A 23,258-nucleotide genomic window follows, 5' to 3' on the forward strand; every position below is an offset into this window, starting at 1 on the left:
TCAGTGGTCGACGGTGCTGTTGGTTTCGCGGATTCCGGCCTGGTAGCCGGTCAGTGCCAGGCGCGTGCGCGCGAACTCGGCGATGATCAGCGCGACCATCACCGCCGGCCGTTCCAGGGTGCCGGCGCGGGCATCCAGTTCCACCCGGCGCGCCGCGGCTGACAACGCCAGCGCGCCGACATTGGCGCTGGAGGATTTCAGGCTGTGGGCCAGCTCGCGCAACTGGTCCAGATCGGCGCTGGCCGCCGCGTCCTGCAGCCGACGGACCAGCGGTGCGGTGTCATCGAGAAACACCTTGATGATGGTGGCGGTTTCTCCGCCGGCGATTTCCCGCAGCTCATCGAGCACTTCGCGCTCGAGCACCGGCAGCGAAGTGGCCGGCGGCATGCTGGATGGTGTTTCCACCGGAGGGGCGGCCATCGCAGGGCGCATGTCCGGCACCGCGGCAGCAGTGGCTGCGCAGGCCGGTTTGCACCAGCGGCGCAGGCAGGCGGCGAGCTCGTCGCGGGCGATGGGCTTGGACAGGTAGTCGTCCATCCCGGCATCCAGACAGCGCTGGCGATCGCCCGCCATGGCGTTGGCGGTCATCGCGATGATTGGCAGTCGGTGCAGGCCCGCAGTGGTCTCGTGCTCGCGCCAGCGGCGCGTGGCGCTGTAGCCATCGAGCACCGGCATCTGGCAGTCCATCAGCACCGCGTCGTAGCGTTGTACGCGCATCTTCTGCAGGGCGATCTCGCCGTGGACTGCGGTGTCGGCCGCGCAGCCGAGGACGGCCATCAGCTTCTGCGCGACCAGCAGGTTCACCGGGTTGTCTTCGACCAGCAGCACGCGTGCCCCGGCCAGTGCGGTAGGGGTGTCCGGCTCGGCCTGGGCGGCTGCCGATTGCGGGGCGGGCGTCGCCGGTGTTGGCGCCTGAATCACCGGCGCCAGCATTGCGCGCAGATCCGCATCCGGGCTTTGCCGTGACAGCAGGTTGCCATGGGCGCGCAGTTCTTCGGCGACCGGCATATCTCCGTAGAGCCAGATCAGACGCAGGTCGCCGTGCTCGTTGCGGGCGATGGCGCGCTGCAGCGCCAGGGCGCTCTGGCGCAGGGGTTCCAGATCGCCGATGACGGTGTGATAGGCGTTGGATGCGGTGCCATTGCGCAGGCGCTCGAGCGCCTCCTGCACCGTATCCACCGCGTGGACCGCAAAGCCCCAGTGCGGGAGTGCCAGCTCCAGCCGCTGGCGCAGACGCGGTTCGGGTGTGACCAGCAGTACCCGCGTCTTGTTCTCTACCGGAGCCGTCTGGCGCAGATCGCCGATCACCTTCAGCAGGGGAATCTCGAACCAGAACGTGGCGCCGCTGCCCGGGGTAGAAACCACGCCGATGCTGCCGTGCATCAGGTCGATGATGCGTTTGCAGATGGCCAGTCCCAGCCCGGTGCCGCCATACAGGCGCGTGGTGGAGGCGTCGGCCTGGGTGAAGGCGTTGAACAGGCGCTCCTGCTGGGCGGCATCGATCCCGATGCCGGTGTCGTGCACTTCAAAGCGCAGCTGGTGCTGGGCATTGGTTTCGCCCAGTCGTTTGACCTGGATCTGGATGCTGCCGCGCTCGGTGAATTTGATCGCGTTGACCAGCAGGTTGCTCAGCACCTGGCGCAACCGTACCGGATCGCCGCGCACCGAAAGCCGTACCGCCGGATCCAGTGCCAACGTGATGCGCAGCCCCTTGTGCTCGGCCGAACGCTGCATCAGTTGCAGCATCGAATCGAGCAGTTCGCGCAGGTTGAAGGTGGTGATCTCCAGCTCCAGCCGGTTGGCTTCAAGCTTGGAGTAATCGAGGATGTCATCGACGATGCGGAACAGCTGGCGCGAACTTTCGCTGGCGGTGTTGAGCATCTCCCGCTGTTCCGGCTCCAGGTGTCCCTGCGCAACCAGTTCAAGCATCGGGATGATGCCGTTGAGAGGAGTGCGGATCTCATGGCTCATCGTGGCCAGGAACTCGCTCTTGGCCAGGGTCGAAGCCTCGGCCTCCTGCTTGGCCTGCAGCAGCTGCTGTTCGAGCCGGGTGTGTCGCTGCTCTTCTTGCCGCAGTCGCAGCAGTTCGCGCTCACTCTGTAACGCGCGGCTTCGCTGCAGTGCCAGGGTGTCGGCCAGGTGGCGGCTGGCGAAAACGGCAAACAGGGCGGAGGCGCCGGCGCCGAGCATGGCGCCGGTTGCGGCCAGGGCTGCGAAGCGGGGCGGCAGCAGCCAGACACATGCTGCCGCGGCGATCGCCAGCATCGCCGCGGCGATCGCCCATCCGGTGGCTGACGGTGTGTGCTCGGCCGAGCGCCCGCTCATAGCACCGCGTTCTGGAAATCGAAGTTCAGCTCCGTGCCCACCGACTGCACCACGTTGCCCTGGATGAAGTCGACCCCGCTCATCCACATCGCCGCGGCGGCCTGCGGGTCCTCGATCTGCTGGCCGATGACCTGCAGCCCGGCGTGATGGGCGCTGGTGATGGCCAGCCGCAGCTCATCGCGCAGTTTCTGGCTGCCGGCACTGCCGGCGAAGCGACCGGCCATGCGGACGTAGCTCAGCGGCAACTGGCTGAGCAGTGCATTGGCCTCGTCGCCGGGCTCGAACTGGCTCAGGCAGAACTGCACACCTGCCGGCATCAGCCGGGTACAGAACTGCTGCAGGGTGACCGCATGCACCAGTGCGTCGCCCAGGCGGACATCCACCACCAGCGAGCTGCCGGGCACCTGGCGCTCCTGCAGTGCATTCAACAGCCAGTTGGCGAAGCTCTCGCGCGCCAGTGTGCGCAGCGACTGCGAGACAAACAGCCGCATCGGTGGCGTGGCATGCTGGTACAGGTGCAGCATGCCCAGTGCGTGGTCGAGCATCTGCTGGTCCAGGTCGGCGATGCGGCCGGCGGCTTCGGCGGCGGGAATGACCTGCCCGGCGGACAGCAGGGTGCCGTTGCTCTGGCGCAGGCGCAGCAGCACCTGGTACTGGGCGGTGTCGCCACCGGCGACAGCGACGATGGGCTGGTAGGCCAGTTCGATCTGGCCGTCCAGCAGGGCCAGGTGTTCATGCGTGGCGTCTTCGCTGCCCTGGTAAGCCACCAGACCGTCGGGGTGCAGGCGTGCCAGCAGCGCGGTGCGCTCCACCGCCTCCAGCGCGCTGCCGGCATCGGCGAAGCCGTGTGACAGGCCGGCATAGCCGATGGCGCAGCGCAGGTGGACCGATTCGTCCTCGCGCGCGATCAATGGATGGGCCGACAGCGCTTGGCGCACCGCGCCTGCCAGCGGTGCCAGTGCTTCTTCGTCGATACCGCGGGTAAGCAGCAGGAAGCTGTTGTCGTTCAGACGGGCCAACAGATGCGGCCGCGCCGCCTCGGCCAGGCGTCGTCCGGCCTGCACCATCAGCCGTTCGAAGGCGGCATAGCCATAGCGTTCGCGCAGCCCCAGGGCGCTGGCCACTTCGATGAACATCACGCCACCGGGCTGCCGTTCGGCCAGGGCCGTGCCCAGCTGCAGCATCAGGTTGTGGCGGGTGGGCAGGCCGGTCTCGGGATTGTTCATCACCGGCGCGGTGTCGCTGCGTCCTTGTGCCTGCTGGCGTGAGCGGCGGATACGGTTGGAGACCGCTGCCACCAGATGACGCGGCCGGATCGGTTTGGTCAGGAAGTCGTCGGCGCCGCTGTCGAGCACCTCGAACTGGCGCTCGGGATCCATATCACCGGTCAGGAACACGATCGGCAGCAGCTGCTGGTCCGGCTGCTGGCGGATCAGCGCGGTCAGGCGCATGCCGTCCAGGCCGGGCATGTGCAGGTCCATCAGGATCAGGTCCGGACGGTGCTCGGTGATGGCCTGCTGCACGCCCTCCACTTCCATCTGCACGATGGCCTGCATGCCGGCGCCGTGCAGCACACTTTGTGCGAACAGCGCCTGGGAGCGGTCGTCCTCGACGATCAGCACGCGATACGGTGCTTCGCCGGCGGCCTGATGATTGCTGTTCTCGTTGCGGGCCGCCGAAGGCACCGGGGCGGGTGCCTGCGTCTGTTCGGGCTGGGTGATGCTGGCAGGCACGTTCTCCACACTCCAGCGCTGCCAGTAATTGGCCGGTGGGGTTTCCGCGCGGATCGGTCGTGCGGAGGAAATCACAGTGTCGTTGGTGGCCATCGGTACTCCCGGTCGACCGTGGATTATGCGGTCAAGCCGACGGTGGCAGCGAATGATCGCCCGGTGCCGGCGCTTGCGCGGGCCGCGCAGCGGGCGGGGGGGCGGCGAACAGCCGGCGCAATCCGCGCCAGAGCATGCGCCAGATCAGCCATACCGTCAGCGCACCGATCAGGCTGGCGCCGATCACGAACACCAGCGCCAGCCACGGGTTGGCCAGCGCCAGCGCCAGCCCGCCGATGACCACACCATCCTCGGCGGTGGAAGCGACCCAGTTGCTGGCCGGCTCCGGCGAGGTGTTGAGCAAGGCGCGGGTACCGGCCTTCAGGCCGTGGCTGGCCAGCGCGACCCCGGCGCCAGCGGCGAGCACGCCGGTGCTGAGCTCCCCGTCGCCTGACAGGGTCGCCGCGGCGAGAAAGGCGCCGGCCGGCACCCGGGCAAGGGTCTGCAGCAGGTCCCAGATCGAGTCCACCCCGGGAATCTTGTCGGCGAAAAATTCGGTGATGGCCAGTGCGCCGGAGGTGCCCAGCACCCACCAGGACTGCGTGGCCTGCAGCGCCGGCGGCAGCTCGACCCAGCCCAGCAGCCCGGCCAGGCCCACGCCGAACACGGTCAGATACACCCGGATGCCGGCCAGCCAGGCCAGCAGGATGCCGATGACAAAGATATGGGCGTCGGTCACGGTCGTCGGTCCATGAGGAAACTGTGAGCAGGGTCCAACTATCGGGCATGGCCGCGGTGAATGCCAGATCCGGCCTGCCGGCGCCCTGGCCGGGGGTCGTTTACACTGCCGTGTCGTTTCGAACGGAGCAGCAGCGCCCGTCTTCACTCACGGGTGCCGGCCACTGCCATGAACAACCGATCGCCTTCCCGTTTCCAGATCACCCCGCGCGGCGCCGGTGGCACCCGCCCGGGCTGGCTGCCCCTTGCGCTGCTGGCCACCGCCTGGCTGTTGTCGCTGCTGCTGGTGGGCTGGCTGGCCGCCCGTTATGCCTCGCCCGATGCGGGCGGTCTGCGCGAGCGCCTGCGCCAGAGCGAGCAGCAGCTGGAGCAGCAGCGCGGGCAGATCGAAGAATTGCGGCAGCGGCAGGCCACGCTCGAGGCATCGGACAAGATCAGCCGCGCGGCCAATACCGAAGTGCAGGCCTCGCTGGCAGAACGCGACGAGGAAATCGCCGGCCTGCGCGCCGATGTCGCCTTCTATGAGCGGCTGGTGGGGGCCACCAGCCAGCGCAAGGGCCTGAACGCCCATTCGATCGAATTTTCCGCCGAGGCGGCCGGGACCTGGCATTACAGCGTGGTGCTGACCCAGAACCTGAACCGCGGCGCCATCAGCCAGGGCCAGATGCGCTTCTCGGTAGAGGGCGTGAAAGACGGCAAACTGACCACGGTCAGCTGGGATGAGCTGCACCAGCGCAAGGATGTGCCCGGGCAGAACTATTCGTTCCGCTATTTCCAGCAGCTGGACGGGAGCGTGATGCTGCCCCGGGATTTCACCCCGCAACGTGTGCGAGTCTCGCTGTCGGGGCCCGGGGGAGGCGCCACACAGACATTCGATTGGAAGCTCGCCGGCAACGGCAGAGGGGAGTAATGATGTTCAAAAGCAAATCCAACCGCGACAGCCAGCTGGTCGTGGACGCCCTGATCGGGCCGCAGGTGGTGATCCGCGGCGATGTGGTGTTCAGCGGCGGGCTGTACGTGGAAGGCCGCATTCTGGGCAAGGTCGTCGCCGAAGACGGTGCCGAGGCGATGCTGACGCTGGCCGAACAGGGTCATATCGAAGGCGAGATCCGCGCCGCGGTGGTGGTGCTCAGCGGCCGCCTGGATGGCGACGTGTACGCCAGCGAGCGGATCGAGCTGACCCCGAGCGCGCGGGTGACCGGCAACGTCCATTACCAGGTGGTGGAGATGAATGCCGGTGCCCAGTTGAACGGTCGACTGGTCCATTCCGCCAGCGCGGTCGCCGCGCTGCCGTCGCCGGAGGCCAAGCGGGGCGGAAAGATCCGCCAAGCTGAAGCGGCCGAAGCTTGAATCCTCCCGGCCGCGTCCCCATGCTGACCCCATGAGTACGTTAGTGTCCCTGCCCGGCGCCAAGCCGGCACCTGATTACCAGTCGCTTGATCGTCCGCTCAATTTCACCGGTGCGGCCGCGGCCAAGGTGCGTGAACTGATCCAGGACGAGGGCAGTGACGCGCTGGCGTTGCGCGTCTACATCCAGGGGGGCGGCTGTTCCGGCTTCCAGTACGGCTTCGAGTTCGACGAGAACCGCGAGGCCGACGATCTGGCGGTGGTCACCGACGGCGTGACCCTGCTGGTCGATCCGCTGAGCCTGCAGTACCTGATGGGGGCCGAGGTGGATTACACCGAAAGCCTGACCGGCGCACAGTTCGTGATCCGCAACCCGAATGCCCGCACCACCTGCGGCTGCGGCAGCAGTTTCTCGGTCTGAGTCACCGGCCGCACACGGCGCCCTTGCGATAGGGGCGCTTTGTCGGCACGCTCTGGCCGATGTCAAAGCTCTCCCTACCTTCCTTGGCCGGCTACGCGTTTACCGCCAGCTCCCTTGATCGCGCCGATGCGTTGCGCGATGACCCCGATGCGTTGTCCGGCCTGTGGCCGCAGGCCCGCGTGCTGGTGCTCGATACCGATGGCACGGCCTTGTGCGATGACAGCGGACAGCCGCTCCCGCTCAGTGGCCGGGATCTGGGCGGTGGCCCGGGATCGGCGATCTTTCTGGGCGTGGAACAGGGCCGTGCGGTGTTCGTGGTCGAGGCCGGTGCGGTGACGGTAAGCGCGCCGCAGCGGGTGGATCTGCGCCAGGCCGCGGCGAGCTGGTCGCCGGCCGATTCGGCAGCGTTCTGCTATGCCCGTGGCATGTCGTACTGGCATACGCGCACCCGTTATTGCGGCGTGTGTGGCGGCGCGGTGGATTTCCGTCGCGGCGGTTTCATCGGCCACTGCGGACAATGTGGCACTGAACACTATCCGCGGGTGGATCCGGCGGTGATCGTCGCGGTCGAAAACCAGGGGCGATTGCTGCTGGGACGCCAGGCCAGTTGGGCGCCACGCCGCTATTCGGTGCTGGCCGGTTTTGTGGAACCGGGCGAGACCTTCGAGCAGACGGTCAGGCGCGAAGTGTTCGAGGAGGCCAAGGTGCGGGTGCGTGAAGCGCGTTATCTGGGTACGCAGCCGTGGCCGTTTCCGGGCGCGTTGATGGTCGGCTTCTGCGCCACTGCCGAGGACGATGTTCCGGCCGTGGATGGCGAACTGGAAGATGCGCGCTGGTTCAGTGTGGATGAAATCAGCTCGGCAATGCAGCGTGAGATCGACGATGACGGGCAGGGCATCTTGCTGCCGCCGCGGATTTCCATCGCGCGGACGCTGATCGTGGACTGGTTCGACCGTCAGCGTCGTTGAGCCGCTGCCAGCGCCATCTGCGCCGGTTCCAAGGGGGAAGGCAATGCCGACAATCGTGACAGGAGAATTCGCATGTTCACGACACTGGTAGCGGTGATCGCCGCGCTGGTACTGGGCCATCTGGCGCCGGCGCAGATGGCCGCGCTGCGTGACTGGCGCTGGTTCGGGCGCTGGTTGGCATGGGTGCAGGGTCAGTCGGAAACGGCGCAGGACAACCGCCATGCTTTGTGGCTGGCGATCCTTCCTTGCGTGCTGGCGGTCGCCGCGCTGCAGTGGCTGTTGTCCGGTCGGCTGTACGGCTTGCCGTCGCTGCTGTTCGGCATCGCCGTGCTGGCCCTGTGCTGGGGGCCGCGCGATCTGGATCGCGATGTGGAAGCGGTGATCGATGCCGAAGATGCAAACGCCTGTGGTGTGGCGATCTCGCAGCTGCAATGCGCCGGCGGCAGCCTGCGCGAGGACGCCCCCTCGCTGGTGGATGCCACGGTGATCAATGGATTGCGTCGCTGGTTCGCCCCGCTGTTCTGGTTCCTGCTGCTGGGGCCGTGGGGCGTGCTGCTCTACCGGTTGCTGGTGCAGGCCGTGCACGGCGCGCAGGGCGCGTTGCTCTCGCCTGCGGCGCGCGAAGACGGCAACACCTTTTTGAAAATCCTGGAATGGCCGGTGGCGCAGCTGATGACGTTGGCGATGGCGCTGGCGGGCAATTTCGACACCGTGTCTTCGGCGTGGCGCCGTGCCGGCGGCAGCCGGGCATCGCTGTCCATCGGCTTCCTGGCCGAGGCTGCGCGCGCGAGTGTGGGGGCCGAGCTGGTGGAAGAAGCCGAAGCGGCCGAAGCGGCGCGACTGGAAGGCATGCTGCCGGCCGACGAGCGCTTTCCCGAACTGCGCGATGCGATGAGCCTGGTCTGGCGCATGCTGCTGCTGTGGATGGTGGTGCTGGCGCTGATGATCATCGCCGGCTGGGTCGGCTAGGCCCGCCAGCGGGAAGGCGCTGCAGGGCCACCGCGCCAGTCGCGCGGAAGACGGCTGTATCAGCCCGGTGCCAGCAGATGGAACGGATACCAGGGAAGGTTGCGGGTAACCCAGAAGCCGGCAATCAGTCCCATCCACAGCATCGGCCGCGCAACCGGTCGCAGCATCGGCTGAAGTGCTCTCGGCCACAGGCCCGCGCCGTGCAGGGCCATCATCAGCATGGGCAGAATCGAGACCACCAGCAGTGGGTTCATCGCCAGGGCCTGGGGCAGGTCCAGCTGGACCAGCGCATGCAGACAGCGGGTGCTGCCGCAACCCGGGCACAGGATGCCGGTGAGCATGTAGAACGGGCAGGCGGGCAGGGGATTGCCGGGTGTGTTCGGATCGATCCGGCCCAGCACGGCCACCGCACCGGCGCCGAGCGTGGCCATTGCGGCCAGCGGTGCATAACGCAACAGGTGCGGGGGAAATCTCATGTCACAGAGCGCAGGCCGGCCGCGGACAGCCGACCTGCGTAATGCATCAGTAACCCGATGCGCCGCTCATCGCGCCGCCAACACCCAGCAGCACGAACACGACCACATACAGGATCACGACCACGACCCAGGCCAGGGCCGACCAGATGGCCCACTTCTTGGCCTTCTCCGACGCGTCACGGGCACCGGCGACGTCACCGGCGGCCAGCAGGCCGTTGACCTTGGCGGCGTGGATGATCGAGACGATGCCCAGCGGCAGGCAGCAGAACAGGGTGGACAGGATCGCCCAGACGAGGTTGTTGGAAACGGCGGGACTGCTGGTGTTCACGAAAAACTCCTTGTTGAAAAATCAGCGAGACTTGCAGGCATTTGCCGCGATCAGCGGCGAAATGATCATGGCGGCGATCCAGCACAGGGGCCAGGTGATCCAACCGATGAACAGGAAAAGCAGCAGGAAATTGACGAAGGCCACGGCCCAGTAGCCGAACATGATGAACAGTCCGGTGGCGACATTGCCAGCGTACATATGGCCGATGCCGAACACCTGGAACAGGCCGGGGAGAACTTCCAGCAACGCCGCCACGCCACCGGATTTGTGCGGATGGTAGTAGTGGTGAACCTGCTGCGGAATGGGTGGCGCCGGCGCTGGTGCCGGTACCGGTGGTGTCGCGTTGTCCATGTATCCCCTGGGTGTCCCTTGCGTCGCATTGTCCCCTGCGATGCATAAGCGCGATAGCGTAGCCAGTTGTCTTACGTCTGGAAAGCGTGGCGTGTGCTCAGGCCTCGCTGCCGCGCAATGCCCGCACCTTGGCCTCCAGCTGCGCGGCACCGGTAGCGGTTCCCTCCACCGGGGGCGCGGCGATGACGCCGATCTGGGCGCGGAAGCGGCGCGGTACCCGCATCCGTCCCAGCCGGGTGTCGCGCCGGCTCCACATGCTCGACCACATGCCGGTGAGCGCCATCGGCACCACGGGTACCGGCCGCCGCGCCAGGATCCTCTCCACGCCCGACTTGAACGCCGCGATCTCACCGTCTTTGGTCAACGCGCCCTCCGGGAAGATGCAGACCAGTTCGCCCTCGGCCAGCGCCGCATCCACCTCGTCGAACGCGCGCTGCATCAGCGCGGCGTCCTCTTTCGGGCTGGCGATGGGAATGGCCTTGGCCGTGGTGAAGATCCAGCGCATCACCGGGATGTTGAAGATCCGGTAATACATGACAAAGCGCACCGGGCGCGGGATGGTCGCCGACAGGATCAACGCATCCATGTAGCTGACGTGGTTGCAGACGATCAGCGCCGGGCCCTCATCGGGCACGTGTTCCTCCACGCCGGTCACGCGCAGCCGGTACAGGGTGTGCACCATCACCCAGCTCAAAAAGCGCATCAGGAATTCGGGGACGATGGTGAAGATGTAGACCGCCACCACCACGTTGGCGATGGCCAGCGCCAGGAACAGCTGCGGCACGCTCCAGTCGAGCACGGTCTGGGTCAGCAGGCCCAGCCCGGCGGCCAGCACGATGAAGCCGGAGTTCTGGATGTTGAGCGCGGCGAACACCCGCGACATCTCCGACCTGGGCGAACGGCTCTGGATCAACGCGAACAGCGGCACCACGAAGAAGCCGGTGAACAGGCCGATGCCGAGCAGATCGATGACGATGCGCACGCTGCCGGGTTGTTGCAGGAATCCGGCCAGATCCAGACCGGCCACACTGGCTGTGCCGGTGCGGGCGAAATACAGATCGAACAGGAATGCGCTCATGCCGAACGCGCCCAGTGGCACCAGTCCGATCTCGACGATGCGCCCGGACAGCTTTTCGCACAGCAGTGAACCGGTGCCGGTGCCCAGCGAGAACAGTGCCAGCGCCACGATGTACAGCGTGGAGCCGCCGCCCAGATTGACCTCGGCGTAGGTGGGCAGCTGCGAGGTCAGGATGGTGCCGAAGAACCAGAACCATGACACGCCGAGGATGGCGTTGCGGACCGCCTTCTGCTTCTTGGCCAGGCGCAGCACCGCCAGCGATTCGCGCAGCGGATTCCAGTGGATTTTCAGGTCCGGCGCACCGGCATCCACGCGCGGGATCAGGCGTGCGGCCAGGTTGCCGGCCAATGCCAGGGTGATGATCGCCACTGCCGCGACGATGGGGCCCTGGCTGCCGGCCAGCGCGAAGATCATGCCGCCGGCGATCATGCCGGTCAGGATCGAAATGGAGGTGCCCATCTCGACCAGACCGTTGCCGCCGGTCAGTTCCTCGGGTTTGAGGATCGAGGGCAGCACCGAGTATTTCACCGGTCCGAACAGGGTGGACTGCAGGCCGGTACAGAACAGCGCGATCAGCAGTACCGGCATGTTCTGGGTGAGAAAGCCGATCGCCGCCAGCGACATGATCACGATCTCCATCAGCGTGGTGATCACGATCAGCCGCTGCTTCTCCAGCTTCTCGGCGATCTGTCCGGCCAGTGCCGAGAACAGGAAGTAGGGCAGGATGAACAGCGCCGGTGCCAGGTTGGTGTACAGCGCGCGTTCTTCGGTGCTCACGCCCAGATAGAACAGCAGGCCGATGATCGCCTGGCGGTAGATGTTGTCGTTGAACGCGCCCAGTGCCTGGACGATGAAGAACGGCAGGAAGCGTCGCTGCGTGAGCAATGAGAACTGGCTGTGGCCGGACATCGGGACTCCTTGGTCTGCGCGGCACATTAGCAGACCGTGATGGCGGCTGAAGTACCCATCAAACGCGGCCTTGGCTTCTGGATCACTGTGTCATGGCGGTGTTTTCACCGCCTGCGCGCAAGCTCGGCAAAAATAGCGGCTCTGCCGCGCCGGACGCGGCCTTGTGCGATATGTCCTGTGATGAACAACTCCGCTCCAGTCGCCGCCGCGTCGCGGCCGCTGTCCTCCGCGCTGGTGCTGCTGCTGGCGATCGCGGTTGGTCTGGTGGTGGCTAGCAACTACTACGCCCAGCCGTTGTTGCAGCTGCTGGCCGGCGTATTCGACGTCAGTGCCGGGATGGCCGGCTGGGTGGTGACGGTGGCGCAGCTGGCCTATGCCGCCGGGCTGCTGCTGATCGTGCCGCTGGGCGACAGGCTGGAGCGGCGAGGTTTGATTGTCGGCCTGTTCGTGCTGGCATCGGTGGGCCTGGGGATCAGTGCCAGCGCCGGCAATTTCGTCCAGCTGCTGGCGGGTACCGCCCTGGCTGGGCTGAGCGCGGTGGCCGCGCAGATCATCATTCCGCATGCGGCCACGCTGGCGCGACCGGAGCAGCGCGGGCGCGTGGTCGGCACGCTGATGGCCGGCCTGCTGCTGGGTATTCTGCTGGCGCGGACCGCCTCCGGGCTGCTGGCGGACATCGGCTCGTGGCACACCATCTACTGGGTTGCGTGTGTGGCGTTGCTGCTGTGTGCCCTTGTCCTGGCCCGGCTGCTGCCGCCATACAGGCCGACGGCCAGACTGTCGTATCCACGTCTGATCGGCTCGGTGCTGGTTCTGCTGCGCGATGAGCCGCTGCTGCGCCGGCGCTCGCTGCTGGGCGCATTGCTGTTTGCCGGTTTCAGCGTGTTCTGGACGCCACTGGCGTTCCTGCTGTCAGGGCCGGCCTATGGCTACTCGATCAGCACCATCGGCCTGTTCGGTCTGGTGGGCGCGGCCGGGGCGCTGGCGGCCAGCCGCGCCGGGCGGCTGAGTGATCGCGGACTGGGGCGCTGGGTGGCGGGCGGCGGCCTGATGCTGCTGCTGCTGTCCTGGCTGGTGCTGGCGCTGGCGCCGGTCTCGCTGGCAGCCCTGGTCGTTGGCGTGCTGTTGCTGGATATCGCGGTGCAGGCGGTACACATCAACAACCAGAGCGCGATCTACCAGCTGGATGAAAACGCGCGCAGCCGCATCACCTCGGCCTACATGACCTGTTACTTCATCGGCGGCGCCAGTGGCTCGGCGCTGGGCACGGCGGCGTGGACGCGATACGGCTGGAACGGCGTGTGCGTGCTGGGCGGCGGCCTGGCGCTGCTCGGCCTGCTGGTGTTCTTCGTGCCGGCGCGCAGGTCGCGCTAGGCCTTTGCCGGGGGCGCGCTGCCGGCAGTGGTTGTTGCCACCGCTTCGGCGGCCACCGTGCGCAGCCGCGGCAGCAGCCGCAGCATGAGCGCCAGCTGGGTACGTACCAGCTGCGATTTCTCGTTGATGTCCTCGGGTGTCTGCTCCAGTGCATCGGCCAGGGCGATCTCGTCTTCCTGCGGCGTGGCGGCCTCGCGTTTGCCCAGTGCCTGCGCCAGTTGCGACAGCGACTGCTGCAGCTGCTGCTGGCCCTGGTGGACCAGCGGATCATCGCTGACCACCACCGCCTGCGCGCGATGCGCCCCCAGTGCCGACAGATAGCCCAGCAAGGTGTTGGACAGGGCGAGGAAGCGGAAACCCGCATCGAGATTGCCGCGGGCATAGCCCGGTTCGCGCAGCATGTTGGACAGGGCTGCCGACAGGGCGACATCGGCGTTGTGCATGTCGCGTCGGGCGATACGGTAGGGCAGGTCATCGCGCATGCCGCTGCGGTACTGGCCCAGCACCTCCTCCAGATACGCCGCGCCGGTCGCCACCACCTGCGCCATCACCTTGTGCAGCCGCCGGCCTTCCCAGTCCGGCAGGATCAGCAGCGAGGCCAGCGCGGCGATGACGCAGCCGATCAGCGTGTCGAGCAGGCGCGGCCAGATCAGCACGAAGCCATCGCCGAGCAGGTTGAAGCACAGCAGCGCCATCAGGGTGATCGCCGCGGTGGCGATCACATAGCGGTCGGTACGGGTGATGAAGAACAGCAGCGCCGCGGCCAGCGCCAGCAACAGCTGCAGGCCGGTACCGGGAAACAGCTGCATCAATGCCCAGGTCACGCCCAGGCCGAGCAGTGTGCCGGCGATGCGCTGCACCAGTCGCAAGCGGGTCGCACCGAAATGCGGGCGGCACACGAACACGATGGTCAGCAGGATCCAGTAGCCGTTTTCCGGATGCACCAGCGCAAGCAGGGCATAGCCGGCGATCAGGGCGATGCCGATACGCACGCCGTGGCGGAACAGCAGCGAGCCGGGCGTGAGGGCCTGGCGCAGGCGCGTGCCGATCTCGCGCAGGGTATGCGGCGAGGAATCGCGCAGGCGGGTGTCGATGCCTTCCAGCGGGGTGTCGGCCAGCGCGGTTTCCGACAATTGCCGCTCGATGCTGGACAGGTTGGCCGCCAGCAGCTGCAGCGAACCGAGCAGGCGCGTCCACTGTGGATTGCGCTGCGCGCGCAGGTACTGCAGCGAGGACTGCAGATCCTGCCCGGCCACGCGGGTGCGCTCACCATAGTCAAAGGGCTGGCGCAGGCGGATGGCCTGACCCAGGGCCTGGCAGGCCTTGCCCTGCAGCGACAGCAGGCGCCGGCAGCGGTAGAGCACGTCGCTGTGGAAGAAGGCTTCGGCCAGTGCCTCATAGGGGTAGTGCGAGGAGCTGGCCCGCTCATGGAAATCCTGCGCCATGTAGTACAGGCGGAAATACAGACCCGATTGCACACCTGGCCGCCCGGAGCGGCCGAAGCGGCTGAGGATCGCGGTCTTGGCGATGTTCAGCGCCCGCACTACGCGCACGTTCTGCTCGGCCAGCGCCAGCTGTCGCGCCTCCAGGTCGCCCTGCCGTACCGGTTCGAACAGGTCGGCCTTGAGCTGCAGGTACTGGCCCAGCTCGACGAACAGCCGCGCCAGACGCTCGCGCACCGGGCGGTTGGCGAACATCGCCGCCCACAGGATCGACAGCAGTCCGTACCACGCCGCGCCCGCCAGCAATGGCAGCACTTCACCCGTCGCCTGCCACTGGTTGCTGCCAGGGTGCTGGTCCAGCGCGATCATCGCGTAGATCGCCAGCGTCACCGTGGCCTGGCCGATGGAGGCATAACGCTCGCCCAGTGCGCCGAGCAGGGTCAGGCCGAACGCGGTCAGCGCCAGCGCGGTAATGAACGGCAGCGGATGCGGGAACAGCACGACCACCGCGGCGGCGGCCGCGACAAAGCACAGCAGCGACAGCAGCACCGATTTGGTGCGTCCCCACCAGTTGTCATCGGTCTCGGCGATGGCGCTGGCGATGATGCCCAGGAACAGCCCCGGGATCGCCCCGATAGGGCCGTCGTACCAGCCGTAGGCCAGAGCGGCGGTGAGCGCGATGAACACCCGCAGCCCATAGCTGGCTTTCTCGTGGGCCCACAGCCGGGTCAGGCGCGATTCCAAGGCGGGTGGCGCTCGATGATGGGATCAGGGGCCATTATTGCCGGTCCCGGGGACAGACCGGCAATCGTCCGGTGCGACCGCAGGGCGAGCGCACCGGTCTGTTTCAGGGGGGATCAGCCCTGATCCTGCTCGCGGGCGATGGCACGCCAGCCGATGTCGGTGCGGTGGAACGCGTGGGTCCAGTGGATCTTCGCCACACCGGCATACGCGTGCCGCTGCGCGGCGGAGACGCTGTCACCCAGCGCGGCCACGCACAGCACACGGCCGCCGGCGGAAAGGATGTTGCCTGCGGTGTCCTGCGCGGTGCCGGCGTGGAAGACCTTGGCGCCGCCGTGGGAAATATCCCCCGGCACGTCCTGCAGGCCCGAGATCACCTCGCCGGTGATCGGCGTTTCCGGATACGGCCGGGCGGCCATCACCACGCCCAGACTGGGACGCGGATCCCAGCAGGCTTCCACGCCAGCCAGCGCGCCGTCGATGGCCGCCTCGAGCAGCTCGACCAGATCCGACTGCAGGCGCAGCATCACCGGCTGGGTTTCCGGGTCGCCGAAGCGCACGTTGAATTCGATGACCTTCGGCGCACCGCTGGCATCGATCATCAGCCCGGCATACAGGAAGCCGGTGAACGGCACGCCATCTTTGATCATGCCGGCCACGGTCGGCTCCACCACTTCGCGCATCACCCGTGCATGCACTTCAGGGGTGACCACCGGAGCGGGAGAGTAGGCGCCCATGCCGCCGGTGTTCGGGCCGGTGTCGCCATCGCCCACGCGTTTGTGATCCTGCGATGTCGCCATCGGCAGCGCGGTGCGGCCGTCGACCATCGAGATGAAGCTGGCTTCCTCGCCCTCGAGGAACTCCTCGATCACCACGCGTGCGCCGGCATCGCCGAAGGCGTTGCCGCTGAGCATGTCGTGCACCGCCGCTTCGGCCTCATCCAGGGTCATCGCCACGATCACGCCCTTGCCCGCGGCCAGGCCGTCGGCCTTGATCACGATCGGCGCGCCCTTCTCGCGCAGGTAGGCCAGCGCGGGCGCCACCTCGGTGTGCACCGCGTAGAACGCGGTGGGAATGCCATGGCGGGCGAGGAAATCCTTGGCAAACGCCTTGCTGCCTTCCAGCTGCGCGGCGGCGGCGGTCGGGCCGAAGATGCGCAGGCCGGCAGCGCGGAAGCGGTCCACCACGCCCAGCACCAGCGGCACTTCCGGACCAACCACGGTCAGCCCCACCGCCTCGTCCTGGGCCAGGCGCAGCAGGCCGTCGATGTCGGTGACCTTGACCGCCACGTTGCGGCACTTGGCTTCGGTGGCGGTACCGGCGTTGCCCGGGGCGACGATCACTTCGCTCACGCGCGGCGATTGCGCCAGCTTCCAGGCCAGAGCGTGTTCACGGCCACCGGCGCCGATGACGAGGATTTTCATGGGGTCAGTTCCTGTGGGGCATTCAAGGGGAAGGGCAGTCGGAAGCGCTCAGGGAGACTTCGAAAAACACCGCGCCGTTGGCATCGACGAAGCGGCGGCGCACACCGCCACCGGCCGCGTAGACCGGAGCCAACGCCGGTTCCTGGCACAGCTCGGCGATGGCCTCGGCTTCATCGCGGCGCAGCGCGGCGAACAGGTCGGGCTTGGCTTTGGCCATGGCCACGGTGGCCTCGGGAAAACGGATCATCAGCACCAGGTCATCGCCATGGCGATGCACCGAATCGATCACCAGGCCATCGCGATAGGGCGCGGGCAGTTCCGTGCCCAGCGTTGCGATGGCCGCGCGCTGGGCCCCGGTGAGCTGGTCGCTGCCACAGCCGGGCAACAGGGCGCTGCCGGCAACGGCAGCCAGAAGCAGAACGGTCTTGCGCATCAGCGGCATTCCTCGCGTTGCAGGTCGGCCGGGATCAGGTAGCGCGCCTGTGCCGGATCGTAGGTGACGGTATAGGTCCGGTTGGCCCGGCCGTGGCAGTCGCGCCCGCTTTCGGTCACCCGCAGCGGCCAGTAGGGCACGTCGGGCTGGCTGTCGTCGGGCCGGATATCCAGATCCAGCGCCAGCGTGCCGGGCGCGCAATGGCCGGCGGCGTTGCATTCGATGGCGTTGTGGTTGTCCCAGTGCACACGCAGCCAGCCGGCGTCCGCGAGCCTGTCGCCGCCATCGAACAGCAGCCAGGCGCGGTGTCGCGTTCTGGAGCCGACGGCCACCAGCTCGTCGTCGATCTGGTAGGCCCACGCTCCGGCGCCCACCTGCACCGTGCTGATGCTGCCCGGCTGTCCGTCGGCGCCACTGGCGCGCCCGGGCAACTCGGCGGCAAGGCGCATGCTGCCGTCGGCAGCCTGCTGCAGCACGATGAAATCGGTGGTGCCCAGCTCGATCGAGGTGGCGTTGGCATAGCCGGTGCAGACGGCCAGCATGCGGTAGCGGTTGCCGCCGAGGGTGATGCCGTGGTCGGCGCACAGCGCGCGCTGGACCGGGCGGGCGCTGCCGGTGCCAGGATCCTCCAGCTGCTGCGCCCATTGCCCGGTCAGCTGTGCCGGCGCGCCGTAGCGCTCCTGCAGCAGCGCCCGTACCGCGTCATCGTGGCGCAGTACCGGCTTTTCCGCCCCGGCGCCGGCGGCCGGCGGCGTGTCCTGCCGGCAGGCCGCCAGCAGGACCACGGCGGCCAGGGAAATCAAGCGTGGAAACATCCCCATGGCCATCGGTGCGCGGCTCAGTGACGGAAATGACGCACGCCGGTGAACACCATGGCGATGCCATGTTCATCGGCCGCGGCGATCACTTCGGCATCGCGCATCGAACCGCCCGGCTGGATCACCGCGGTGATGCCGGCTTCGGCGGCGGCGTCCAGGCCGTCGCGGAATGGGAAGAACGCATCGGAGGCCATCACCGACCCCGGCACCACCAGACCGGCGTCGGCGGCCTTGATGCCGGCGATGCGTGCCGAATAGACACGGCTCATCTGGCCGGCGCCCACGCCAATCGTGCGCTCGTCCTTGGCGTAGACGATCGCGTTGGACTTGACGTACTTGGCCACGCGCCAGGCGAACAGCAGGTCGCGCGTTTCAGCGGCGGTCGGCGCGCGCCGGGTGACGGTCTTCAGTTCGTCGGCGCTCATGCCGCGGTTGTCGGCGCTCTGCACCAGCAGGCCCGAACCGATGCGCTTGGTGTCGTAGTTGTTGCGCGCATCACCGGCCGGAATGCGCAGCACGCGCACGTTGGCCTTCTTGGTGGCGTAGTCCAGCGCGGCCGGCTCGTAGTCCGGGGCGATCAGCACTTCGACGAACTGGCGGTCGAGGATGGCCTTGGCGGTGGCCGCGTCCAGCGTGCGGTTGAAGGCCAGAATGCCGCCGAACGCGCTGGTCGGGTCGGTGTTGTAGGCCATCTCGTAGGCGGCGCCGACATCGGCCGCCAAAGCCACGCCGCACGGGTTGGCGTGCTTGACGATGACGCAGGCCGGCACGTCGAACTGGCGCACGCATTCCCATGCGGCATCGGCGTCGGCCAGGTTGTTGTAGCTCAGTTCCTTGCCCTGCAGCTGCACGAAGGTGGCCAGCGTGCCCGGCACCGGGTACAGGTCGCGGTAGAACACGCCGCTCTGGTGCGGGTTCTCGCCGTAGCGCAGGTCCATGACCTTGATGAAAGAGGAATTCATCTGTGCCGGGTATTCATTGCGCACCGGCACCGCGGCGCCGGTGTCGGTGACGGCCGACAGATAGTTGCTGATCGCCGCGTCGTACTGGGCGACGCGGTTGAACGCGGCCACCGACAGTTCGAAACGCTTGGCCGCCGACAGCTGGCCATCATTGGCCTCCAGTTCCGCCAGCAGCGCGGGGTACTGGTCCGGGCTGGTGGCCACGGCGACGCGGGCGAAATTCTTGGCCGCGCTGCGCAACATCGCCGGGCCGCCGATGTCGATGTTTTCGACCGCATCGGCCAGGGTGCAGTCGGCCTTGGCGGTGACCGCTTCGAACGGGTACAGGTTCAGCACCAGCAGGTCGATCGGGGCGATGCCGTGCTGCGCCATCACCGCGTCATCGGTACCGGCACGGCCGAGCAGGCCGCCGTGCACCATCGGGTGCAGGGTCTTGACCCGGCCGTCCATCATTTCCGGGAAGCCGGTGACATCGGACACGTCCTTGACCGGCAGGCCGGCCTCTCGGATCGCCTTGGCGGTGCCGCCGGTGGACAGCAGTTCGACGTTGCGGGCGGCCAGGGCGCGGGCCAGTTCGAGCAGACCGGTCTTGTCGGAAACAGACAGCAGGGCCCGGCGGACGGGCAGCAAATCGGAGGACATGGGGCGTGGGGATCAGCGGAGCGGGCCGATATTGTAGGCCGAGGCGCCGGTTGCGTGCCGGCCGCGCCCTGCGTGCGGCAGCCCGGCGCCGTATCCGCCCAGGCCCGCCGGGCGGGATCAGGCCAGCCCGTATTCCTTGAGTTTCTTGCGCAAGGTGGCGCGGTGGATGCCCAGCATCGACGCCGCGCGGCTCTGGTTGCCCTCGCAGTGGTTGAGGATTTCCACGAACAGCGGGATCTCCATCTCGCGCAGCACGATCTCGTAGACATCGTCGGCGTCGCAGCCGTCAAGATCGCGCAGGTAGCGCCGCACGGACTGGGCAACGTGTTCGCGAAGCGGCGGCTTCGGAGCGCCGCGACTGGTGTCAGGACGTGGAGGGGCAGCGTTCAAGGGAGTTCCCGGATTCAGCAGAGGCGGGCGCGCGGCCCGTCGTGAGGGGAGGGAGTCTAGCGCGTGGGCCGGCGCGCTGCCACGCCGGTACCGCGGTTACTGGAATTCGAAGTTGAACGCGACCGTGGCCGCGGCCGGTTCGCGCAGCCGGAAGGAGACCTGCGCGCTTTGCCCCGGCTCCAGCCGCGCCTGGGGATCGGCGCCCTTGCCGAGGTAGTCGGCCGGCAGCAGCGTGCGGCGACCGATCACCCGGCCGTCGGCGTCGGACAGCGACAGCCGCAGCGCTGGCCAGGCCTGCGCCCAGCGGGCATCGTTGCGGAAGCTGGCCTGCACCTGCAGCGCACCGGGCTGACCGGGCACCGGGCGGATATCGCGGCTGAGCATGGCGAAGGCGGCCGGCTCATGCCAGGCCGGCAGCGCGCAGCGCAGCAGCGTGCAGATGCCGCTGATCAGCGGACGGGTACTGGCGCTGGCGGCGAGCGTGGCGCGGTCGGCGATGAGGATCTGCAGCAGCAACACCAGCGCCAGTGCGCCCAGCAGGCCCCACTGCCAGCGCGGGGTGGGCCGGGCAGTGTCGGGCGTGGCGGCAGCACGCAGGAAACTGGGCGCCTCGACTCCCGCTGGCTCCAGCAAGGCCGCTTCCACGGCATCCTCAAACGGAACGACAGCCGGGTCGCTCTCCGGCGGCGGGGTCAGCACGGCGGTGCTGGCCTCCCCGGTCACCGCCGGTTCCTCCCCGTGCTGCCCGTCCGCCGGCGAGGTTTCGACCAGGCAGGCGCCGGCCGGCGCGTCACCGGCGTCGTCGATGGCCGCCGTGCCCTCTGGGGCGGCGCGCAGGAAGGTGGCCAACGGCCGACGAGGCGGAGTGGTTTCTTCGGTCATGGGTGGCAAGGCCGGCGCATTGGCCTCATTCAAGCACGGCGCACGCCGGTGATGCGCATCCAGTCGCCATCGCGCACGGCTTCGAGCTGGTCGAACCATGCCGCATAACGCTGCAGCAGCTCGTCTTCCTGACCATGCAGGATGCCCGACAGGGCGATGCGGCCGCCGGGGGCCACGCGCGCGGCCAGCAGTTCGGCCAGCGCGTCCAGCGCCGAGGCCAGGATATTGGCCACGACGATCGGGTAGGTCCGCACCGGCTCGTCCTCGGGCAGGTAGGCGGCGATCTGCATGCCGTTGCGCTCGCCATTGTCGGCGGTGGCGATCAGTGCCTGCGGGTCGTTGTCCACGCCGGTGGCACTGCCGGCGCCCAGCTTGAGCGCGGCCAGCGCGAGGATGCCCGAGCCGCAGCCGAAATCGAGCACGGCCTGGCCGGCCAGCAGGCCGTCGGTCGAAAGCTGGTCCAGCCAGCGCAGGCACAGCGCGGTGGTCGGGTGGGTGCCCGAGCCGAACGCCAGTCCCGGGTCCAGCCGCACCACGGCCGCATCGGCGGCCTGCGCGTCTTCGGGCAGTTCATGGTTCCACGGCACGATCCAGGTGCGCGCACCAAAGCGCATCGGCTGGAACTGGTCCAGCCAGGCGCGCTCCCAGTCCTCGTCCTGGACCGCGCGGAAACTGACCGAACTCCAGTCCAGCCCGGCATCGAAGGCTTCCAGCGCGGCCAGCAGCGCTAGCGCATTGGTGTCGGCCGGGAACAGCGCCGTCAGTACCAGTTCGTTCCACAGCGGGGTCTCGCCCACGCCCGGTTCCAGGATCGCCCGCTCGTTGCTGGTGTCGGCGTCGGCATCGAGCATGGTCACCGCCAGCGCGCCGACGTCGTCGAGTGCATTTTCGTAGCGGGGCTGGGTGGCTTCGGTGCAGCGCAGGGTGATTTCGAGAAATGGCATGGGCGAGGGACAGCGACAGCGGGACAGACCGCGCATCCTAGACGAGGCGGCGCCCGATTGCGCGTTTTCCGCCCGCCGATTCAGCCGTTCCGGCGTTGTGGTTGCTAGACTTCACATCCTTCTGCCGCAGCGGTCTTCGCCGGTTTCCATGCTTTCCAGCCTGTCCAGAAAACCCTGGTACCTGTTGGTGCTGCCGGCGGCCGCGCTGCTGGCGGTGCTGGGCTATCGCAGCGGGCTGGCACAAAGCGGTGCCGGGGCCGAACAGGCTGTGGCCGGGCAGGTCGAGGCGGCGCTGGTGGCGAACGCCGCCTCGCCGCGCCCGACCCGCCCACCGCCGGTGCTGCGTGAGCGTTCCACCGCGATCGGGCCTGGCCTGCCGGTGGATCTGCGCGGTGCGCTGGAGGATGGCGGCAATCTGTTCGACTATGCCCGTCAGCTGCGGCTTGCCGCGGCGGCCGGCGATGCCGAGGCGGGGTGGGTCGTCAGCCGGATCTATGACTATTGCGGCCTGTATGCGCTGGACCCGCAAAGTTATGCACTGGACAGCGCGATGCTGGCCGGGCTGGGGCTGGATGACGCCCCGGGCCTGATCGCCGCGCGGCAGCGGGTAAGCCAGCGCTGTAGCGGTTTCACCGCTGCCGACCAGCTGGGCCGGCCGTTGCTGCTGCAGCAGCGTCGCCAGGCTGCCAGGGCCGGCAATCTGGCCGCCGAGGCCGCGCTGCTGGCGATGGGCGAGCCGTTGCACAAGGAGCCGGAGTACCGGCGCGGGCTGGTGGAGCGGGTCCAGCAGTCGCAGGATCCGGAAGCGTTTCTGGCGATTTCACCGGCGATGGGCGTGATGGCCGCCGGTGATGATGCGTTGAGCGGGCTGGTGGCGGGCAGCCAGTTCACGCAACTGGCGTGGCAGGTGGCGGCGTGTCGTCTCGGCTTGGCGTGCGGGCCCGACAGCGTCCTGATGAACAGCTATTGCGCCAACGGCGGAATCTGTTCGCGGGACCCGGGGCAGGACTTCGAGTCTTTCGTGTTTGATGCCGCGGTACCGCGGCAAGGTGTTGAGAAAATGAACGAATTGGTCAGTTACCTGCGCAAGGCGCGGGGAGGTGCGCGATGAATTACCGTCGTTTTCTGCGCGGTGCCAAGTTCTGGATCTGGGTCGTCCTGTTCGTGGCCTACTCGGCCGGCGCGGTCGGGGTGCTGCTGATAGACACCTATGAAAGCCGCTACCGGAACCTGTCCCAGGTCAAGCTGACCTCGGTGAAGGCCGACGCCGACGCCCGTCGTGCCGGCGCCAGCCAGGCGGCGGCGGTCTACCGCGCGCAGAGCGGCACGCCGTTTTCGACCTTGCCGGCCGGCAGCACCTTCCAGATCGTATGGCCCGACGGCTCGACCGAAACGGTGATGATTGTCGATCCGACCTCGCCGCTGGGCGTGGAGCCGGTCAAGGGCAGTGCGATCACCGCCGCCGATACCGGCGCGCAGTAGCCGGCAGCGGATCGCAGGCAAAGAAAAAGGCGGGTTGCCCCGCCTTTT

Annotated in this window: 23 protein-coding genes; 8 read left to right on the forward strand and 15 right to left on the reverse strand. The window is 67.9% G+C overall.

Going from position 1 to position 23,258, the window contains the following annotated elements; all coding sequences use genetic code 11:
- From ACVOMC_RS02260 to ACVOMC_RS02270, 3 genes are read right to left on the reverse strand one after another with little or no spacing between them, the layout of a single operon-like run.
- Positions 1–2,325, reverse strand: a complete 2,325-nt coding sequence (locus tag ACVOMC_RS02260; RefSeq protein WP_481522673.1) for an ATP-binding protein — start codon at positions 2,323–2,325, stop codon at positions 1–3.
- Entirely contained in the window at positions 2,322–4,151 is a 1,830-nt protein-coding gene (locus ACVOMC_RS02265; RefSeq protein ID WP_481522674.1) for an EAL domain-containing protein, read from the reverse strand. Before ACVOMC_RS02265 ends, ACVOMC_RS02260 begins: the two co-directional genes overlap by 4 nt.
- Before the next feature lie 31 nt (positions 4,152–4,182).
- Entirely contained in the window at positions 4,183–4,830 is a 648-nt protein-coding gene (locus ACVOMC_RS02270; RefSeq protein WP_481522675.1) for a DUF4126 domain-containing protein, read from the reverse strand.
- 168 nt (positions 4,831–4,998) lie between these two features.
- On the opposite strand from ACVOMC_RS02270, the gene ACVOMC_RS02275 reads away from it, so the two are divergent.
- From ACVOMC_RS02275 to ampE, 5 genes are all read left to right on the forward strand, one after another.
- The gene (locus tag ACVOMC_RS02275; protein ID WP_057506074.1) at positions 4,999–5,739 is read left to right on the forward strand and encodes a DUF6776 family protein; all 741 of its coding nucleotides are present in this window, start codon (positions 4,999–5,001) and stop codon (positions 5,737–5,739) included.
- 2 nt (positions 5,740–5,741) lie between these two features.
- Entirely contained in the window at positions 5,742–6,179 is a 438-nt protein-coding gene (locus ACVOMC_RS02280) for a bactofilin family protein (RefSeq protein WP_054658944.1), read from the forward strand.
- Positions 6,180–6,210: 31 nt separating this feature from the next.
- Complete coding sequence (gene erpA / locus ACVOMC_RS02285) at positions 6,211–6,597, forward strand: iron-sulfur cluster insertion protein ErpA (protein ID WP_054658942.1); 387 nt, start codon at positions 6,211–6,213, stop codon at positions 6,595–6,597.
- A gap of 59 nt (positions 6,598–6,656) precedes the next feature.
- On the forward strand, positions 6,657–7,565 hold the full coding sequence (gene nudC / locus ACVOMC_RS02290) for an NAD(+) diphosphatase (protein ID WP_481522676.1): 909 nt from the start codon (positions 6,657–6,659) through the stop codon (positions 7,563–7,565).
- A 72-nt stretch (positions 7,566–7,637) separates the two neighbouring features.
- Positions 7,638–8,534, forward strand: a complete 897-nt coding sequence (gene ampE / locus ACVOMC_RS02295) for a regulatory signaling modulator protein AmpE (protein ID WP_481522677.1) — start codon at positions 7,638–7,640, stop codon at positions 8,532–8,534.
- 59 nt (positions 8,535–8,593) lie between these two features.
- On the opposite strand, the gene ACVOMC_RS02300 is transcribed toward ampE, so the two are convergent.
- The 4 genes from ACVOMC_RS02300 to ACVOMC_RS02315 form a co-directional block, all read right to left on the reverse strand.
- On the reverse strand, positions 8,594–9,010 hold the full coding sequence (locus ACVOMC_RS02300; RefSeq protein ID WP_057506048.1) for a DUF2752 domain-containing protein: 417 nt from the start codon (positions 9,008–9,010) through the stop codon (positions 8,594–8,596).
- A 46-nt stretch (positions 9,011–9,056) separates the two neighbouring features.
- A complete protein-coding gene (locus tag ACVOMC_RS02305) occupies positions 9,057–9,338 on the reverse strand; it encodes a CD225/dispanin family protein (protein ID WP_054658939.1) in 282 nt (93 codons plus the stop codon).
- Positions 9,339–9,359: 21 nt separating this feature from the next.
- Complete coding sequence (locus ACVOMC_RS02310) at positions 9,360–9,689, reverse strand: hypothetical protein (protein ID WP_054658938.1); 330 nt, start codon at positions 9,687–9,689, stop codon at positions 9,360–9,362.
- Positions 9,690–9,786: 97 nt separating this feature from the next.
- On the reverse strand, positions 9,787–11,676 hold the full coding sequence (locus tag ACVOMC_RS02315; protein ID WP_481522678.1) for an MFS transporter: 1,890 nt from the start codon (positions 11,674–11,676) through the stop codon (positions 9,787–9,789).
- 180 nt (positions 11,677–11,856) lie between these two features.
- Between ACVOMC_RS02315 and ACVOMC_RS02320 the strand changes: the two genes are divergently transcribed.
- Positions 11,857–13,050, forward strand: coding sequence for an MFS transporter (locus ACVOMC_RS02320; RefSeq protein ID WP_481522679.1), 1,194 nt, complete (start codon positions 11,857–11,859; stop codon positions 13,048–13,050).
- Here the strand turns inward: ACVOMC_RS02320 and yccS are convergent.
- From yccS to prmA, 8 genes are all read right to left on the reverse strand, one after another.
- Positions 13,047–15,236 carry a YccS family putative transporter gene (yccS, locus tag ACVOMC_RS02325; protein ID WP_481522680.1) on the reverse strand — a complete coding sequence of 730 codons (2,190 nt, stop codon included), beginning with the start codon at positions 15,234–15,236 and terminating at the stop codon, positions 13,047–13,049. The genes ACVOMC_RS02320 and yccS overlap by 4 nt on opposite strands.
- Positions 15,237–15,349: 113 nt before the next feature.
- The gene (purD, locus tag ACVOMC_RS02330; protein WP_481522681.1) at positions 15,350–16,657 is read right to left on the reverse strand and encodes a phosphoribosylamine--glycine ligase; all 1,308 of its coding nucleotides are present in this window, start codon (positions 16,655–16,657) and stop codon (positions 15,350–15,352) included.
- 22 nt (positions 16,658–16,679) lie between these two features.
- On the reverse strand, positions 16,680–17,090 hold the full coding sequence (locus ACVOMC_RS02335; protein ID WP_481522682.1) for a hypothetical protein: 411 nt from the start codon (positions 17,088–17,090) through the stop codon (positions 16,680–16,682).
- Complete coding sequence (locus ACVOMC_RS02340) at positions 17,090–17,893, reverse strand: hypothetical protein (protein ID WP_481522683.1); 804 nt, start codon at positions 17,891–17,893, stop codon at positions 17,090–17,092. Before ACVOMC_RS02340 ends, ACVOMC_RS02335 begins: the two co-directional genes overlap by 1 nt.
- Before the next feature lie 35 nt (positions 17,894–17,928).
- Positions 17,929–19,512 carry a bifunctional phosphoribosylaminoimidazolecarboxamide formyltransferase/IMP cyclohydrolase gene (gene purH / locus ACVOMC_RS02345; protein ID WP_481522684.1) on the reverse strand — a complete coding sequence of 528 codons (1,584 nt, stop codon included), beginning with the start codon at positions 19,510–19,512 and terminating at the stop codon, positions 17,929–17,931.
- Positions 19,513–19,629: 117 nt separating this feature from the next.
- Complete coding sequence (gene fis / locus ACVOMC_RS02350) at positions 19,630–19,902, reverse strand: DNA-binding transcriptional regulator Fis (protein WP_054661077.1); 273 nt, start codon at positions 19,900–19,902, stop codon at positions 19,630–19,632.
- Between the two features lie 96 nt (positions 19,903–19,998).
- Entirely contained in the window at positions 19,999–20,784 is a 786-nt protein-coding gene (locus ACVOMC_RS02355; protein ID WP_481522685.1) for a DUF3426 domain-containing protein, read from the reverse strand.
- A 29-nt stretch (positions 20,785–20,813) separates the two neighbouring features.
- On the reverse strand, positions 20,814–21,728 hold the full coding sequence (gene prmA, locus ACVOMC_RS02360; protein ID WP_481522686.1) for a 50S ribosomal protein L11 methyltransferase: 915 nt from the start codon (positions 21,726–21,728) through the stop codon (positions 20,814–20,816).
- Between the two features lie 148 nt (positions 21,729–21,876).
- On the opposite strand from prmA, the gene ACVOMC_RS02365 reads away from it, so the two are divergent.
- On the forward strand, positions 21,877–22,839 hold the full coding sequence (locus tag ACVOMC_RS02365; RefSeq protein ID WP_481522687.1) for a hypothetical protein: 963 nt from the start codon (positions 21,877–21,879) through the stop codon (positions 22,837–22,839).
- Positions 22,836–23,210: a hypothetical protein gene (locus ACVOMC_RS02370; protein WP_054660428.1), complete on the forward strand. Its 375-nt coding sequence runs from the start codon at positions 22,836–22,838 to the stop codon at positions 23,208–23,210. The genes ACVOMC_RS02365 and ACVOMC_RS02370 overlap by 4 nt, the downstream gene beginning before the upstream one ends.
- The last annotated feature ends 48 nt before the right edge of the window (positions 23,211–23,258 follow it).

The organism is Stenotrophomonas sp. STEN014 (assembly GCF_056760315.1).